Here is a 15517-nt window from a genome sequence, read left to right on the forward strand (position 1 = left end):
CTTGGGAAACGCGGTGAACGCCAGCAGATCCGCACGGGCGGCTTCGAGGTGGTCGGCGACCTTTGGAAGCTTGTCAGCCAGCGCGTCGATGATCCGATCGTATTGCGCGGCAACCGATTCCTTGTCGGGCTGATTGAACACCGAATGCAACAGGGTCTTACCCACGGCCACGACGCCTTCGGGTGATCGCCATCGAATTGGTTGTGTAGTGGGTGCGGCAGTGCTGCCAGGCCGCGCCGGGCAGGGTGGCGCCGATCGCGGCCACCAGACCGGCGTGGGCGTCGGAGGTGACCAGTCGTACCCCGGAGATCTCGCGGGCGGTCAGCGAGCGCCAGAAGGTGAGCCAGCCCGCTCCGTCTTCGGCGGTGCTGACGTCGATGCCGAGATCGCCCGGAAGCCCTCCGCGTTGACTCCGACCGCGATCAGGGCGTGCACGTTGACCACCCGCCCGGCTTCACGGACCTTGAGCACCAGCGCGTCGGCAGCAACGAACGTGTAGGGGCCGGCTTCGTCTAGGCCGCAACAAATTCGTCGCCTCCACGCGGAGGGCAACATTGCCCGTGGCGTCACCACAGCGCTGCGGGCGTGTTGCGCGCAATCTTCATCGAATCTTTGTCGAACCAGCACTGCAGGCTTATCGATCACCGGAAGGGTGAGTGATTGAGATGACTAGCCTGACGGATGCGGGATGGGGATGGCGAGGACAGCGCAGGTCGCAGGACATCGGAGCCGCTCTGGTAACACTGAACGAGAGACGCTATGACGGAGTCGACGATTCTCGACGTACACGGATTGAACTGGGCAAGTTCGACGGCGGTGGTGGAGGCCACTCTGCTTAGACGTCCGGGCGTGACGTCGGTCGAAGCCAATGCGGTAAATCAAACGGCGACAGTTGTTTACGACCCGGCGACGACCTCGGTCGCTGACCTGGCCGGGTGGATACGTGACTGCGGCTTCCACTGCGCGGGGCGGTCGGTGCCAGATCACGTCTGCGATCCGATGTCCGAGCCCCATCACGACCCATCGGCCACCCTGCACGAGCAGCCAACGTCGGCTCCGTCGCCGACAGCCGGGGAGGTGCATGCGCATGAGGCCGCGCCGGCACGAACTCCGCAAGAAGCGATGGGTCACGGCGGCGGACACGCCGGCATGTCGATGGATCACATGGTCCGCGATATGCGCAACCGATTCCTAGTAGCGCTCGCGTTGTCGATCCCGATCATGCTGTGGTCGCCGATGGGCCGCGACATGTTCGGGTTCACCGTGCCTGCGCCGTTCGGGCTTCGCGATGACGTGTTCACCCTGTTGCTGAGCCTGCCGGTCGTCTTCTACTCGGCGTGGATCTTCTTCGACGGTGCCTGGCGAGCGCTACGGGCCCGCACCTTGGACATGATGGTGCTCGTTGCCGTGGCGGTCGGCGCAGGCTGGCTCTACAGCCTCGGGGTGACGCTGACCGGCGGCGGTGAGGTGTTCTATGAGGCCGCCTCGGTGCTGACGGCGTTTGTTCTGTTGGGGCACTGGTTCGAGATGCGAGCTCGCGGTGGCGCGAACGATGCAATTCGCACCCTGCTCGAGCTGGCGCCCCCGATGGCAGTTGTGCTGCGCGACGGTGAGCCGGTGGAAACTCCCACCGCCGAGGTGGCAGTGGGTGACCTCCTGCTCATCCGCCCAGGTGCCAAGATTCCCGTCGACGGCACGGTGGCCGAGGGAACGTCAGACGTCGACGAGTCGATGGTCACCGGGGAAAGCCTGCCGGTGTCAAAGGCGCCGGACTCGAAGGTGATTGGCGCCTCGATCAACACCACCGGCACGTTGCGGGTCGTGGCAACGAAGGTCGGCTCCGACACGGTGCTGGCACAGATCGTCGCGATGGTTCAGGAAGCGCAGAACTCCAAAGCCCCCGGGCAGCGGTTCGCCGACCGGGCAGCGTTCTGGTTGGTTCTGGTGGCGCTGATCGGCGGCACTGCCACCTTCCTGGTGTGGTGGGCGGTGGGTGCCGGTGTCCAGACCGCGTTGCTGTTCGCCATCACCGTCGTGGTGATCACCTGCCCCGATGCGTTGGGGCTCGCGACTCCGACCGCGATCATGGTGGGCACCGGGTTGGGCGCCAAGCGGGGAGTGTTGTTCAAGAATGCGACCGCGCTGGAGACGTCGGCGCGCATCGATACCGTCGTCATGGACAAGACCGGCACGTTGACCAAGGGCGAGCCTGAAGTGACCGACGTCGTCGTCGACGGCATTCCAGAGGATCAAGTACTCGCCATGGTGGCTGCGGTCGAAACTGAGTCCGAGCATCCGCTGGCGGGGGCGATCGTGCGTTACGCGGCCGCGCACGGGATCGCTTCGGCGTCACTGACTGGTTTCCGTAACGTGCCCGGTCACGGAGCTGTCGCGACGGTAGATGGGCGCCGCGTTGCCGTCGGCAATCGCAAGCTGATGGTCGAGGAGGACGTCGAGTTCGGCGTGTTGATGCAACGCCGCGACGAACTCGCCGCCAGCGGACGCACGGCGGTCTTGGTGGGCGTCGACGGCCGGGGAGTCGGTGTCATCGCCTTGGCGGACGCTGTGCGCGAGACGTCTGCCGAAGCGGTGTCCGCGCTGCACGACCTCGGTGTCGAGGTGGTCATGCTCAGTGGCGACAATCAGGCCACCGCCGATCGCATCGCCGCGCAACTGGGAATCGACACGGTCATCGCCGAGGTGCTGCCAGGTGATAAGGCAGCCAAGATCGCTGAATTGCAACGACAGGGCAAGAAGGTCGCCATGGTCGGCGACGGCGTCAACGACGCACCGGCGCTCGCCCAAGCTGATCTCGGCGTGGCGATCGGTGCAGGCACCGACGTCGCCATCGAAACCGCAGATCTGGTGTTGATGCGATCAGACCCGCTCGACGTCGCGATCGCGCTGCGGATTGGACGGGGCACGCTACGAAAGATGCGGCAGAACCTTGGATGGGCGGTCGGCTACAACGTGATCGCATTGCCCATCGCGGCTGGGGTTTTCGTACCTTCGCTCGGCTTGGTGCTGCGGCCCGAGATCGCTGCCCTCTCGATGTCAGGTTCCAGCTTCATCGTGGCCGTCAATGCGTTGATGCTGAAGAGATTGAAGCTTCCCGTACCGGCGTCAGCGGAGGCGGGCGCCAAGTCGTAACGCTCCGCGTGCCGTCGCTGTTCTGTGCGGTGTTAGCAGGGGTTTGAGGGACTAGGCGGGTGCGGCCGCAGTCTGAAGTGAGTCGATGGCGGCCTGCATCTTTCGCGTCACTTCGTCGGCGACGTCACGCAGAGCCGGCTCTCCGGTCACCTCGACCAGTATCTGCGGGTTCATCGCCTCGACGATGACGGAGGTGTCGTCTGCACGGTCGGCTCGGACAACGACGTTGCAGGGCAGCAGCAGGCCGATTTGACGGTCCACATTCACTGCCCGGTGAGCCAATGGTGGGTTGCAGGCGCCCAGAATGAGGTACTCCTCCATGTCCTCGCCCAGCTTCGCCTTGAGCGTCGCCTTCATATCGATCTCGGTCAGGACGCCAAAACCCTGCTCTGTCAGGGCGGCTCGGGTGCGAGCGACAGCGTCGGCGAACGACGTCTGCAGCGCTGTCGACAGTGCGATGGTCATGCCGGTCCTCTCGATGGTCCTGTAGGGCGAACACAGCCAAGGCTGCGCCGCGGACCTCCCGACGCCAAGGGCGGTTGCCGTTCTTTATCGAATCTTCATAGAACGACTAGTCGGGCCATACCGGCGGCGCGAATGCTCGAAGACAGGTCGGGATACCCGCGCGTCAACTGGGCGCGCTGCAGCCGCATCGACCGTGAAACCCGGGAAGGGACTTGTTGTGATGAAGAGGAAGACGCTGGCCGTCGGTGCGGCCACCTTGGCGGCGCTGGTCACCGTTGGTGCCTGTAGTAATACCAGCACTACGCAGGGAGCTTCGTCGTCGTCGGTGTCGGCGCCTTCGTCGACATCGGCCACCGAAGCCCACAATCAGGCTGATGCCATGTTCACCCAGCACATGATCCCGCATCACCAACAGGCCATCGAGATGAGCGACATGCTATTGGGTAAGCAGGGAATCGACCCGCGAGTGGTGGACCTGGCCAAGCAGATCAAGGCTGCTCAGGCTCCCGAGATCGAACAGATGCAGGCCTGGCTCACGCAGTGGGGCATGTCCACGATGCCGATGATGCCCGGGATGGACGACATGCCCGGTCACAGTGGGATGCCCAGCGCCAGTGCCGCGCCCAGCGAATCCGGTACGCCGACTCAGTCGATGATGCCTGGAATGCCGGGCATGCCCGGTATGGGTGATATGCCGGGGATGGAGGGCATGATGTCCGAGGCGGACATGGCCGCCTTGCAAAACGCCCAGGGAGTGGAAGCCTCCAAGTTGTACCTGACGCAGATGGTCAGGCATCACGAGGGTGCAATTACCATGGCGCAGAAAGAGATCAAGGACGGCCAGTTCCCCGAAACGGTCGCGTTGGCACGCTCGATCGTCACCAGCCAGCAGCAGGAAATCGACACCATGAACAAGATCCTGGCCTCGTTGTAGAAGTCAGGTCATGGCGGCGTGTCGCGCGAGTCATATTGCATGACAACGCTGTCGAGTTCCATTAGTCGTCACGGCGGTCCGTGCGTGCGGGTAGCTCGATGGTAAAGGTACTGCCCAGGCCTGGTCCGCGGCTGGCCGCCGTGATGCGGCCGCTGTGGGCTTCGGTGAGTGCTTTGGCGATGGCCAACCCGATCCCCGCGCCGCCGTGGCTTCGATCGCGGGCCACATCGGCGCGGTAGAAGCGTTCGAACACGTGCGGGAGGTGCTCGGCAGCGATGCCATCACCATTGTCGCGCACCGTGATGATTACTGCGCCGGGCTTTGCCGCCGCGTCGACCTCGACGCGGCCTCGCGCGGGGGTGTGGCGCAGAGCGTTGTCGAGAAGGTTCCCGATCACCTGTGCGAGGCGCAGAGGGTCTACCCACACCTCGGGCAGCGGGTTCGCGGCATCGAAGGTCAGCGCGACGTCCTTCTCCGCGTATCGGTCGGCTGCGGCAGACACGGTGGTGACGATCGCGGCCTGGGGGTCGATCCACTGCGGTGTGACCGCGCCGGGACCTTCCTCGGCTTGAGCGAGCGCGGCGAAGTCATCGGAGAAGCGCACCAGCCGGCTGGCTTGATCGTTGAGCACGGCAACCGTCTCGGGGTCAAGGGTTTTCACTCCGTCCTCGACGGCCTCGATGTAGGCCTTGAGTACCGAGACGGGTGTCCTAATCTCGTGGGCGAGGTCACCGAAGAGTTGGCGCCGGGTGGTCTCGACCGATTCGAGCCGTTCGGACATCCGATTGAACGCGCGGGACAGGTTCCCGAAATCCTCCCCCAAGCGCAGCGGCGACACACGGATGTCATAGCGGCCGTCGGCGACTGCAGTGGCGGCCGATGCGACCTCGGCGATAGAGCGCTGCAGGCGACGGCTGAAATACCAGGTCACAACCAGCGCGGTCAATGCGGCTACGCCGATCGCCACCGCGACGGAGATTGCGGTGGCGTACCGGTAGGCCTCCTCGGCATGGAACTGTTCATTGGATGAGTGAGGAAGTCCGGCGCGGTTCAGGTGTTCCCGAAACAGCGGCGGACCGACGATGACGGCGACGACCCCGGTGGTTGCGCCGCCGGCGAGGAGCACCAAGGCTTGCGCCAGCAGGAGTCGCGCCCCGACTCCAGGACTGCGCCGCGACCTGGGTTGAATGCTCGTGTCTGTCCTCATTGGCCGCTTCCCATTCGGTATCCGACTCCGCGGACCGTGATCACATAGCGCGGGTCGGCGGGGTCATCCGACAATTTGCGGCGCAGATGTCCAATGTGGACGTCGACGAGATGTTCGTTGCCGCCCCAGGAGTCTCCCCAGACGGCCTCGAGGAGTTGGCGGCGGCTGAAGACCACGGCCGGCCGCGACGATAACGCGGCCAAGATGTCGAACTCGGTGCGGGTGAGCAGAACTGGTTCGTCGTCGATGAATACCTGTCGGCCCGCAACGTCGATGGACAACGGCCCGAAGGCCCGCGGCGGGGGTTCGTCGGCCGCGGCCGCAGCACTGGTCGGCGCTGCGACGGTGCGAGGCCGGCGCAACATTGCGCGGATCCGCGCGACCAGTTCGCGGGGACTGAAAGGTTTGGTGACATAGTCGTCGGCACCGACCGACAGGCCCACGATGGTGTCCATTTCGGTATCGCGTGCGGTCAGCATCACCACGTAGGCATCGGAGAACGTGCGAAGTTGGCGGCATACCTCCACGCCGTCGATGCCCGGCAACGCGAGGTCCAAGATGACCACGTCCGGGTCGATCTCACGGGCCTGGGCCAAGGCGTCGGCTCCGCTGTGGGCGAGGCTGACGTCAAACTGCTCGCGTCTGAGGTAGCTCGCCACGACTTCGGCCAGCGGCACCTCGTCGTCGACCACCAATGCTCGATATCCCGCCGAAGGGGTGACCGCAGGCTTGTCCATGTCTTCATCGTGCCGCCCCGAAAAGATTCAGGAACCCGCGACCCAAGTCTTGAGTGAATCTTCATAAAACCATCGTCGATTCGCTACTCGGCGGCATGAGTGTGGAATGCGAAGAAGGAGACGACCCGATGACGTGGTGGAACGAAGCCGGCGCCCACTGGGGTTGGGGCGGCTGCCTGCTGGCAATGATGATGCTGGTTGCGTTTTGGGGAGCTGTGATCGCCGCGCTGGCGGCGCTGCTCGGGGCGAACAGACCGCAGCGTCGGGAGGACATCGAAATTCAGCGCGACGCACAGGTACCCGGCCTCACCATTGATGATTGCGTCGCAACGACGAAACCCCCGCATTGGCGATGAACGGTGGGAGCGTCGGCACGACGATATTGACACGACGCACGTTCCTGGCGGCCACCCTCGCCGCCAGTACCGCCGCCATGGCCGCGTGCGGAAAGCCCACGAGCGCCAGCCCGGCTACGGATCCGATCGCGGTCGCTGAAGCCGCGCGGCCCCACACCGGGCGCACCGTCACTGCGGCGTTGACACCTGGGCCGGCGGACATCGACCTGGGCGGACCCGTCGCCCGCACACTGGCGTACAACAACATTGTTCCCGGACCGTTGATCCGCGCCAACGTCGGCGACGAACTGGCGATCAGCGTCACCAACGGTCTGGACCACCCGTCTTCGCTGCACTGGCATGGCATCGCGCTGCGCAACGACATGGATGGGGCAACGCCGGCGACCCCGAACATCGACCCGTCATCGAACTTCACCTACCGGTTTTCCGCGCCTCATCCCGGTACCTACTGGGCGCACCCGCACACCGGCCTCGACGCCGACTACGGGCTCTACGCGCCGGTCATCATCGACGATCCGGCCGAGCCGGGACGCTACGACGCCGAGTGGATCGTGGTGCTCGATGACTGGACCGACGGAATCGGTTCCAGTCCGCGGCAGCTCTACGAGGGGCTGCGTCCCGTCTCGGGAGCCGGCGGCCACTCGGGTGGCATGCCCGGTATGCCCGGCATGAGCGGAACACCAGGAATGCCAGGGGTTCCCGGTGTCGGAGGCGTTGGCGCAAGCGCACTTCTAGGGGGCGACGCGGGTGACATCAGCTACCCCTTCTACCTGGCGAACGGTCGCATTGCGGCGGCACCGACCACTTTCACCGCTCGCCCTGGGCAGCGGATAAGGATGCGGATCATCAACGCGGCATCCGATACCGCTTTTCGGGTCGCGCTGGCCGGGCACCGGATGACTGTCACCCATACCGACGGTTTCCCTGTGGTGACGACCGAGGTGGACGCGCTGCTGATTGGCATGGGTGAGCGCTATGACGTGCTCATCACCACCGGTGACGGCGTGTTCCCCTTCGTCGCCTCGGCCGAAGGGAAGAACGCGCTCGCGCGAGCCCTACTGTCCACCGGCGCCGGTGCCGCACCCGATCCGACGTTCATGCCACCCGAACTGCAGCGCCGGGTCGGCACCGTCGGCGTGTTCACCGCCGCGCCCGAGGCGGTCTTGGATGTCACCAGGGCCGATGTCGCTCTGTCGGCCCGGCTTTCCGGTTCCATGGCGTCCTACGACTGGACGATCAACGGCAGACCGTTCGAAGACACCGTCCCACTGACTGTAAGGCAAGGCCAGAAGGCGACGTTGACCTTCACCAATGCCACCATGATGTGGCATCCCATGCACCTGCACGGCCACACCTTTCAAGTGATCAAGCCGGACGGGACTCCGGGCCCACGCAAGGACACCGTAATAGTTCTGCCGATGCAGGAGCTGACGGTGGCGCTCGCCGCCGACAACCCGGGCGTCTGGATGATGCACTGCCACAACACCTATCACCAGGAAGCCGGCATGATGACGAGCCTGAACTACTCGCCCTAGCCCGGTGCCGCGCCCTTCCACGGTCAGCGGCAATGAGGCCCAAAGACCTTGAAGCGCAGTGCTCTTGACTCTGTCGGGACGAGACGCAAACCGTAAGACTGTGGCCAATCGGCCACGGATACATCAAGAGGAGGAACGGTCATGATGTTTTGGTACGACCACGACATGGGTTGGTGGGGATACGCGGGGATGGGCGTCGGGATGGTGCTGTTCTGGGGCTTGATCATCGTCGGTATCGTCGCTCTGATCAGATACACCACGGGCAGCTCACAAGCGCCACGCGGTGACGCGCCCACAGCCGAACAACTGCTAGCGGCGAGATTCGCCAGTGGCGAGATCGACGAAACGCAGTACCGCGAACGATTGGCGATACTGCGCGAGGCTGTGCGCCGATAACTGACGCCAGCGCCAAGCCCGCGGCGGGGGAGTTCCGCGCCGCGGGCGTATTCGCTAAAGCGTGAGGTGCCCAGCCTGGGGTTATGGTGCGGTGTGGGCCCTGCGGTACTCGTCGCCCCCTGGCGGCACTGTCGCAACGTGGACGTCTTCCGTCTGCCCGGGGGATGCGCTGCTGGTGAACCGGCGAAGCCGCAGGCTGTTGCTGACCACGAAGACCGAGCTGAAGGCCATTGCGGCGCCGGCGATCAGCGGATTGAGTAGGCCCAGTGCCGCTAAGGGAAGTGCGGCGACGTTGTAGGCGAAGGCCCAGAACAGGTTTCCCTTGATGGTCCTCAGGGTTGACCGGGCCAATCGAATGGCGTCGGCGGCTGCGCGCAGATCACCACGTACCAGTGTCAGGTCGGATGCCTCGATGGCGACGTCGGATCCGGTGCCCATCGCCAGGCCCAGATCGGCCTGTACCAGTGCGGCGGCATCGTTGACGCCGTCGCCGACCATGGCGACGGTTCGCCCCTGCGCTTGCAGGCTTTTGATGGTGTCGACTTTGTCGGCAGGGAGGACTTCGGCGATCACGTCGTCGGGGTCGATGCCGACCTCTGCGGCGACGGCGAGGGCGGCGCGCCGATTGTCGCCGGTCAGCAGAAACGGACGCAGGCCGAGCTTGCGGAACTGGCCGATGGCGTCCGCGGAGGTGCCCTTCACCGTGTCGGCGACGACGATGACGCCGCGCACCGCCCCGTCCCAGGCCACCCATACCGGGGTGTGGCCCTGGGACTGAGCGTGTTCGGCGGCGGAGGTGAGGTCGTCGGGGGCTGTCAGCGACCAGTCGTCGGTAAGCCAGCTGAGTCGTCCAACCAGGACCGCATGGCCGGCGACGACGCCGCTGACGCCGTAGCCGTTGTGGTTGGAGAAGTCTTCGACCGCTGGCAGCGTGCCGCCGGCGGCTGCTGAGGCGGCGATCGCTTCCGCGATGGGGTGTTGAGACGCGCTCTCCAAGGCTCCGGCGAACTCGAGGAGCTCATCGGAGTTCTGGCCTGCGCCGGGATGCACCCCCACGAGACTCATGCGGCCGGTGGTGACGGTTCCGGTCTTGTCGAGCACGATGGTGTCGACTCGGCGGGTGGACTCGAGCACCTGCGGTCCCTTGATCAGGATGCCCAGTTGGGCGCCGCGGCCGGTGCCGACCATGAGGGCGGTGGGGGTGGCCAGGCCGAGCGCGCAGGGGCAGGCGATGATCAGGACGGCGACTGCCGCGGTGAATGCGACTGTCGCTGAATGGCCGGTGAGCAGCCAGGCCGCCAGCGTTGCGACCGACAGCGCCAGGACGATGGGTACGAAGACCGCCGAGACCCGGTCGGCCAGGCGCTGTACCGATGCCTTGCCGTTCTGGGCGTCTTCGACCAGGCGCGCCATCTGCGCGAGTTGGGTGTCGGCGCCGATTCGGCTGGCGCGGACGAGCAGTCGCCCACCGGCGTTGACGGTGGCACCGGTGACTTGGTCGCCGGGACGGACCTCGACGGGCACGGATTCCCCGGTGAGCATCGATGCGTCGACTGCCGACGAGCCGTCGGTCACGACCCCGTCGGTGGCGATCTTCTCACCCGGTCGCACCACGAATACGTCTCCGACGCTAAGTTCTGCTGTTGGAATGCGGATTTCGGTACCGTTGCGCACGACGGCGACGTCTTTGGCGCCCATGTCGAGCAGGGCCCGCAGCGCGGCACCGGATCGTGTCTTGGCGCGCGCCTCGAAGTAGCGGCCGGCCAGAATGAACACCGTCACCGCGGCGGCGACTTCGAGGTAGATGTGCTCGGTCTCGGAACCCGCGTCGGGTAGCAGACTGAAGGCCATCCTCATCCCCGGCATGCCGGCGTGTCCGATGAACAGCGCCCACAGTGACCACAGGTACGCCGCACCGACGCCCAGTGAGATCAGGGTGTCCATCGTGGCGGCGCGGTGGCGGGCGTTGGCCCAGGCTGCGCGGTGAAACGGCAGGGCACCCCACACCACGACGGGCGACGCCAAGGTCAGCGCAAGCCACTGCCAGTTGGTGAATTGCAGCACGGGGATCATCGACATCGCGATCACGGGCACCGTCAGCACCAGGGAGATCAGCAATCGGCTCCGCACGGAGTCGGCTTCGCCCGTGTCCGGGCCGGAATCCGCAGTCGGGGCGGCGTCGTTCGGCGCCGCGGGGGCGGTTGCGGTGTAGCCGGTTGCTTCCACCGCGGCGATCAACACCGCCGGATCGACGGAGTTGGGGTAAGCCACCTTCGCCTTTTCGGTCGCATAGTTGACGCTGGCCTCGACCCCATCGATCTTGTTCAGTTTCTTTTCGATCCGGGCTGCACACGATGCACAGGTCATCCCGCCGATCGACAACTCGATGCTGTGGGGTTGATCGACACCGACGACGTGATTCGGCAGGCTCATGCTCTGTCCTTTGGTTCGGGTACGGCGCAGGGTCGGAGCGCTAGCGAGATTGATCGGTGGATAGGCGGTAGTCGCCGGCCTCATCGAGTGCGGTGGTGACCTGCTCCGTGGTCAGTGGTGTGTCGCTGGAAACCGTCACTGTGGATATGCCGCCGGCAACCAGATCGACATGAACGTCGGTGACACCGGCGAGTGCGCCGAGTTCTGCGCTCACCGCGGCGACGCAGTGGCTGCAGGTCATGCCGGTCACGGCGTAGGACTTGGTGGTTGTGGTCGTGCTCATGGCGTTCTCCTTGACCGATGCTGGTGGGTGTGACCTCGGTGCGCAGCAACTGCAGCCCGAGGAGGTGGGGGGAATCAGGGGCAGGGTGGCGGTGAGCTGTCGGGTCATTTCTGGCCACTTTCGCTTGCGGGATGGGCGGTTTCGGATGTGTGCTCAGGAACGGACGAGACGCGCGATTGCTGCCGAGGCTTCATCGATCTTCTGCTCGGCGATGTCGCCGCCCTGGTGGACTGCGTCACGGACGCAATGGGAAAGATGTTCGTCGAGAAGCGACAACGCCACCGACTCCAACGCTTTGGTTGCCGCCGATATCTGGGTGAGCACGTCAATGCAGTACGCGTCCTCGTCGACCATGCGTGCAAGGCCGCGGACCTGCCCCTCAATTCTGCGCAGTCGCTTGAGATGTGCGTCCTTCGAGGCTGCATACCCGGGTGTCGCCGTATCCATGACTCCTCCTCCGTGGTACCCCATGGGGGTATAGGAGCAATATACCCCTATGGGGTATCAATCTGTCAAGGGGCCAACGTCACCAGAAGTGCGACGGATACCTCAGCTGCATGACCGGGCCCGCCCGTGTGGGCGTCGAGGGTGTGCAATTCAGCGTGCCGATTGGCCCTCCCGCGTGCGGCGCATCAGCCCGCCGCATGATCATCAAGCCGACCCGCCCCGTTGCTCATATGTTCCCGCGCGGGTCGATTACTTTGGCCGCACCCGATTCCATGTGATTCCTGAGCTGCCAGATGTTGGAGCCGACCAAGTAGGTGTTGATCGCAGGATCTGGTGTGATCTTCAGGAAGCAGATTCGTGTTTCGCCGCGGCGGTAAGACTCTTCGTAAGCCTTGAGGATTCGGCGGCCTATCCAGAACTGGCGGAAGGCATCCCGCCCTTCGTCGTCAGTCCAGTCGAGGATCTTCGCGTGTCCGCTCAACTGGAGGGTTGCTGGTGGGAGAAACCACAGGAGCCGCCTCGGCAGCGGAACCACGAGCGAGACCCGCGGATGCCGCACGACATTGCGCGCCTTCTTCAGGTGCCGGCGGGTCATTACGAAGATGGAGATGGCACCGCCGAGCTCAGACACGCGGTAGTTGACTCCCGCTGAGCACGGTTTGCCCTCTTCGTCGGTCGTCGAAAGTACCGCAAACGTTCGCTTCCGTAGATGGCCGAGAACGACCTCGAAGGTGACAGGGTGATTCTTCACCTTGACGTCCGGTGGCTCGGTGACCGACGAAGGGCGTGGAGTCGTTGCAAAGAGCCCATGGTGTGCACTCCGGGGTGCATGCGCGGACGGGGTACCTGCCAGGCCCACTCCCGGAAGGTCACGACAGCACCGCCACCAGCGTCGCCACGATCCAGAGTGCCGCCGCAGCGGAGAGCAGCCACCGAAATGTCGAGTGCAGCGCGAAATTCACCAACGCCATGACCCCAATCGACGATGCGCCGGCGACCGCCAGTACCGCCACTGCCGACGACTCGGCGTTACGAATGTCGGTGGCTGCCAGGTAGATGGTGAGTGTCCCGGTAGCCACTGCGTATCCGCCGAGGACGATGAACACCAGACGCAGCCACTCACGCAGGCTCGGTACGGCAGCATCGATCTCGCCCGCGGTGCGGCGTAGATAGCGCAAGTCCTCGGGCAGCAGTGCAGGCCGGGCCAACAGAAAGAACCCCCCAATCCCGACGAGGATCGCGCCACCGACGCCGAACAGCCATGCGGCGGCGATCATCAGGTCGACTTCCCGCCGCGGGTGAGGACCACTGAGGCCACGATCAATAGCCCACCCAGCCAGACGAACCCAGTTAGTAATGGCCAGGTTTCGTCGAAACGTGAGGTGAGACTGGTATCGAATAGCAACCTGGTCACGCCGTACCCGGGAAGAAACTGGGCCCACTCACAGGTGCCCGCCGGCGTGGGTGTCACGCAGGAGCGGGAAGCGCGATCCCAGCCAGCCGCCGAGCAGGTACACGGTCAACGGGACGCCGTACATCTCGGTGAACAACGCCACCAAGAACGCGGTGTAGCCGCCCATCGCCCGCCAATCTCGATGCGTTCTCGGACGAAAGAAGCTCAGCCCAAAAGCCATGAACAACAACGTGTTCACGATCACCAGCGGCCATAATCCGTAGGCTGCATCTGCCATCGCCAAGACCTCCTGATCGGTGATGGACGTGGAGGTTTATGACCGTCCCGCAGAGTCGCGATGCTCCGGCGTATCGGACCGGTCATGCTTGGTGTCGTTACCGTGCCCGCCGCCCATTCCGCCCATCATGAACATCATCATCACTGGGCATGCCAGCGCAAAGAGCAGCAGCGCCGACGTCGACAGCGGAACACCGATGGCCAGCGCAGTTACGAAAGCGGCGGCCAAGGCCAAGGCGTACCAGGGTAGGTACTGTGTTTTCATCTCGAGGTCCTTCCGTTCGGGCCGCCCTCAAGCATGCGCTTCTACCCTGGCGATGCCCATGGAACTACGTAGGTGATACGTAGGACGAAAGTCCCTGTCTGATTCGCCCAGAGGCCCTATGGCGGCCAACGCGATCGTTCTCGTCGGCGTCGGCGTCGGCGTCGGCGTCGGCGTCGGCGTCGGCGTCGGCGTCGGTGCTGGCATCGGCGGTAGGCGTCGCATCCGGTCTGCGGCACGGTCATCACGAGCCGGCCGGTGTGAAACCCGATCACCACGGTCGGACGATCGGACACGCGGACGATCACGGTCGTGCGGCGCCACCCGCTACGTAGCCGGTCGTCGAGTCAGCCGGCACGCCAGCGACACCGGCGCCTGTCGGCTCCTTCGCCTGAGTCGCTTCACCACGAAACGGGCGTTGATCACAACCACGACCAGTAGTGAGTCAACCGCGGCCCGGTGGACTGGTACGTCGAGAACTTCGTCAGGTGTACGTGATGGGGGCAAAAAGGCGCCTTGCCGACTGTCGCACCACCTACTGGGAGTGCCTTCGTTAGATCTGCCAGTCTTGGGCGCCGTCGTTTTGGTTGTAGGTGCCGACGGAGTTCTTGACGACCACGGGGTCTCCACTGCCGAAGTTGTCATAGAACCATTGAGCGTTGGCCGGACTGAGGTTTGGACACCCGTGGCTGACATTGCGCTTGCCTTGATCAGCGACTGACCAGGGCGCACCGTGAACGAAGATGCCGGCGTTGTTGATCCGCACCGCGTCTTGAACTTTGAGCTTGTAACCTTCGGCCGCGTCGACCGGCACACCATAGGTGGAGGAGTCCATCACCATGTCGGCGAACTTCTCGAGCACGTAGTAGGTGCCGTTGGGTGTTTCGTATCCCGGCTTTCCCAAAGACACCGGCATGGTCTTCTCGAGTGAGCCGTTGCGCATGACCTCCATTTGGAGGGTGGCGTTGTCGATGGTCGCCACCAACGAGTCGCCGGTGCGGAAGCTCGATTTCGTGCCGCTGGCATCGATGTTCACCGTTGTGTTGGCGGGCCAGAAGTCGATGGGCCGCCATCTGAGTTGGGTCGCGCTCATCCAGTAGAACTTCCCGGGGACCGCAGGGGTGGAGGAGATGTGAACGGCTTGCTCGGCCAGCGCGCGGTCGGCGATCGGCCGTTGGAAGTTGATAATGATCGGCTTGGCCACCCCGACCATCGCGCCATTGACGGGATTGAACGTCGGCGGCGCGAACACCGGTTCGCCCACGTAGGGTGCAGGGTTCTGCCCAGGCGGTGTGGGCCCGGCCGGGGGCGCCGGCCGTGAAGGATCACTTAGCGGACCCTGGATCGAATCGGGGGGGAGGACGAACGGTTCTGGCGGGGATCCCGGCTTTGCCATCGGATCGATCGGCGCCGGCGGTCCGGGAAGGGGCGGCTCCGCCGCGGCGGAGCCGGTGCTCAGCATTAGTGCGCCGGCGAGGCCAGTCGCGGCCAACATCAGTCCCAGCTTGCGCACTAGCCGCCGCTCCATAACCGGTCTCCTCGCCTAGATTCTTCCGCCGTGCAACCCAAGAAGCACGACGAGTACTTCCAAATCTACTACCTACGTACGTTGGCAGTAGGTC

At 64.7% G+C, this 15517-nt stretch carries 16 protein-coding genes and 1 pseudogene; 5 read left to right on the top strand and 12 right to left on the bottom strand.

The annotated features are described in order from the left end of the window. Nucleotides 1-510: pseudogene (locus tag WA965_RS11805) on the bottom strand (transposase); the annotation flags it as partial. A 249-nt stretch (nucleotides 511-759) separates the two neighbouring features. Here WA965_RS11805 and WA965_RS11810 point away from each other — a divergent pair. Beyond that, a complete protein-coding gene (locus WA965_RS11810; protein ID WP_222882797.1) occupies nucleotides 760-3150 on the top strand; it encodes a heavy metal translocating P-type ATPase in 2391 nt (796 codons plus the stop codon). 51 nt (nucleotides 3151-3201) lie between these two features. Here the strand turns inward: WA965_RS11810 and WA965_RS11815 are convergent, their stop codons facing one another. After that, complete coding sequence (locus WA965_RS11815; protein WP_011780861.1) at nucleotides 3202-3615, bottom strand: DUF302 domain-containing protein; 414 nt, start codon at nucleotides 3613-3615, stop codon at nucleotides 3202-3204. A 220-nt stretch (nucleotides 3616-3835) separates the two neighbouring features. Here WA965_RS11815 and WA965_RS11820 point away from each other — a divergent pair, with 220 nt between their 5' ends. After that, entirely contained in the window at nucleotides 3836-4549 is a 714-nt protein-coding gene (locus tag WA965_RS11820) for a DUF305 domain-containing protein (RefSeq protein ID WP_526298961.1), read from the top strand. 61 nt (nucleotides 4550-4610) lie between these two features. Here the strand turns inward: WA965_RS11820 and WA965_RS11825 are convergent, their stop codons facing one another. Together WA965_RS11825 and WA965_RS11830 are read right to left on the bottom strand one after the other, a co-directional pair. Continuing rightward, on the bottom strand, nucleotides 4611-5756 hold the full coding sequence (locus tag WA965_RS11825; protein WP_217889467.1) for a sensor histidine kinase: 1146 nt from the start codon (nucleotides 5754-5756) through the stop codon (nucleotides 4611-4613). Then, entirely contained in the window at nucleotides 5753-6493 is a 741-nt protein-coding gene (locus WA965_RS11830; RefSeq protein ID WP_137149486.1) for a response regulator, read from the bottom strand. The genes WA965_RS11825 and WA965_RS11830 overlap by 4 nt, the downstream gene beginning before the upstream one ends. Nucleotides 6494-6546: 53 nt before the next feature. Between WA965_RS11830 and WA965_RS11835 the strand changes: the two genes are divergently transcribed. The 3 genes from WA965_RS11835 (at nucleotide 6547) to WA965_RS11845 (ending at nucleotide 8780) form a co-directional block, all read left to right on the top strand. Continuing rightward, complete coding sequence (locus tag WA965_RS11835) at nucleotides 6547-6849, top strand: hypothetical protein (RefSeq protein ID WP_526298963.1); 303 nt, start codon at nucleotides 6547-6549, stop codon at nucleotides 6847-6849. Further along, nucleotides 6846-8384 carry a multicopper oxidase family protein gene (locus WA965_RS11840; protein ID WP_526299009.1) on the top strand — a complete coding sequence of 513 codons (1539 nt, stop codon included), beginning with the start codon at nucleotides 6846-6848 and terminating at the stop codon, nucleotides 8382-8384. The genes WA965_RS11835 and WA965_RS11840 overlap by 4 nt, the downstream gene beginning before the upstream one ends. Nucleotides 8385-8525: 141 nt before the next feature. After that, nucleotides 8526-8780 (top strand): SHOCT domain-containing protein, encoded by a 255-nt coding sequence (locus tag WA965_RS11845; protein ID WP_011767898.1) that lies wholly within the window; start codon nucleotides 8526-8528, stop codon nucleotides 8778-8780. Between the two features lie 81 nt (nucleotides 8781-8861). Here the strand turns inward: WA965_RS11845 and WA965_RS11850 are convergent, their stop codons facing one another. From WA965_RS11850 to WA965_RS11885, 8 genes are all read right to left on the bottom strand, one after another. Continuing rightward, the gene (locus WA965_RS11850; protein ID WP_526298965.1) at nucleotides 8862-11213 is read right to left on the bottom strand and encodes a heavy metal translocating P-type ATPase; all 2352 of its coding nucleotides are present in this window, start codon (nucleotides 11211-11213) and stop codon (nucleotides 8862-8864) included. 40 nt (nucleotides 11214-11253) lie between these two features. After that, a complete protein-coding gene (locus WA965_RS11855; protein ID WP_137149489.1) occupies nucleotides 11254-11496 on the bottom strand; it encodes a heavy-metal-associated domain-containing protein in 243 nt (80 codons plus the stop codon). Between the two features lie 153 nt (nucleotides 11497-11649). Next, entirely contained in the window at nucleotides 11650-11943 is a 294-nt protein-coding gene (locus tag WA965_RS11860; RefSeq protein WP_048419108.1) for a metal-sensitive transcriptional regulator, read from the bottom strand. A gap of 226 nt (nucleotides 11944-12169) precedes the next feature. Beyond that, on the bottom strand, nucleotides 12170-12694 hold the full coding sequence (locus tag WA965_RS11865; RefSeq protein ID WP_526298968.1) for a pyridoxamine 5'-phosphate oxidase family protein: 525 nt from the start codon (nucleotides 12692-12694) through the stop codon (nucleotides 12170-12172). A 118-nt stretch (nucleotides 12695-12812) separates the two neighbouring features. Continuing rightward, a complete protein-coding gene (locus tag WA965_RS11870; RefSeq protein WP_526298970.1) occupies nucleotides 12813-13220 on the bottom strand; it encodes a hypothetical protein in 408 nt (135 codons plus the stop codon). Nucleotides 13221-13385: 165 nt separating this feature from the next. Then, nucleotides 13386-13634, bottom strand: a complete 249-nt coding sequence (locus WA965_RS11875) for a hypothetical protein (RefSeq protein WP_526298972.1) — start codon at nucleotides 13632-13634, stop codon at nucleotides 13386-13388. A 36-nt stretch (nucleotides 13635-13670) separates the two neighbouring features. Then, entirely contained in the window at nucleotides 13671-13898 is a 228-nt protein-coding gene (locus WA965_RS11880) for a DUF2933 domain-containing protein (protein WP_526298974.1), read from the bottom strand. Nucleotides 13899-14448: 550 nt separating this feature from the next. After that, nucleotides 14449-15423: a L,D-transpeptidase gene (locus WA965_RS11885; RefSeq protein ID WP_526298976.1), complete on the bottom strand. Its 975-nt coding sequence runs from the start codon at nucleotides 15421-15423 to the stop codon at nucleotides 14449-14451. Between the last annotated feature and the right edge of the window lie 94 nt (nucleotides 15424-15517).

The sequence above is a fragment of the Mycobacterium sp. genome, from assembly GCF_049683935.1.
In the GTDB taxonomy this organism is placed as follows: domain Bacteria; phylum Actinomycetota; class Actinomycetes; order Mycobacteriales; family Mycobacteriaceae; genus Mycobacterium.

Excerpts from the sequence above, each read along its gene's own strand:
- WA965_RS11810 (WP_222882797.1), top strand. The coding sequence starts at position 760 with ATGACGGAGTCGACGATTCTCGACGTACACGGATTGAACTGGGCAAGT.
- WA965_RS11815 (WP_011780861.1), bottom strand. The coding sequence starts at position 3,615 with ATGACCATCGCACTGTCGACAGCGCTGCAGACGTCGTTCGCCGACGCT.
- WA965_RS11820 (WP_526298961.1), top strand. The coding sequence starts at position 3,836 with ATGAAGAGGAAGACGCTGGCCGTCGGTGCGGCCACCTTGGCGGCGCTG.
- WA965_RS11825 (WP_217889467.1), bottom strand. The coding sequence starts at position 5,756 with ATGAGGACAGACACGAGCATTCAACCCAGGTCGCGGCGCAGTCCTGGA.
- WA965_RS11830 (WP_137149486.1), bottom strand. The coding sequence starts at position 6,493 with ATGGACAAGCCTGCGGTCACCCCTTCGGCGGGATATCGAGCATTGGTG.
- WA965_RS11840 (WP_526299009.1), top strand. The coding sequence starts at position 6,846 with ATGAACGGTGGGAGCGTCGGCACGACGATATTGACACGACGCACGTTC.
- WA965_RS11845 (WP_011767898.1), top strand. The coding sequence starts at position 8,526 with ATGATGTTTTGGTACGACCACGACATGGGTTGGTGGGGATACGCGGGG.
- WA965_RS11850 (WP_526298965.1), bottom strand. The coding sequence starts at position 11,213 with ATGAGCCTGCCGAATCACGTCGTCGGTGTCGATCAACCCCACAGCATC.
- WA965_RS11855 (WP_137149489.1), bottom strand. The coding sequence starts at position 11,496 with ATGAGCACGACCACAACCACCAAGTCCTACGCCGTGACCGGCATGACC.
- WA965_RS11860 (WP_048419108.1), bottom strand. The coding sequence starts at position 11,943 with ATGGATACGGCGACACCCGGGTATGCAGCCTCGAAGGACGCACATCTC.
- WA965_RS11870 (WP_526298970.1), bottom strand. The coding sequence starts at position 13,220 with ATGATCGCCGCCGCATGGCTGTTCGGCGTCGGTGGCGCGATCCTCGTC.
- WA965_RS11875 (WP_526298972.1), bottom strand. The coding sequence starts at position 13,634 with ATGGCAGATGCAGCCTACGGATTATGGCCGCTGGTGATCGTGAACACG.
- WA965_RS11880 (WP_526298974.1), bottom strand. The coding sequence starts at position 13,898 with ATGAAAACACAGTACCTACCCTGGTACGCCTTGGCCTTGGCCGCCGCT.
- WA965_RS11885 (WP_526298976.1), bottom strand. The coding sequence starts at position 15,423 with ATGGAGCGGCGGCTAGTGCGCAAGCTGGGACTGATGTTGGCCGCGACT.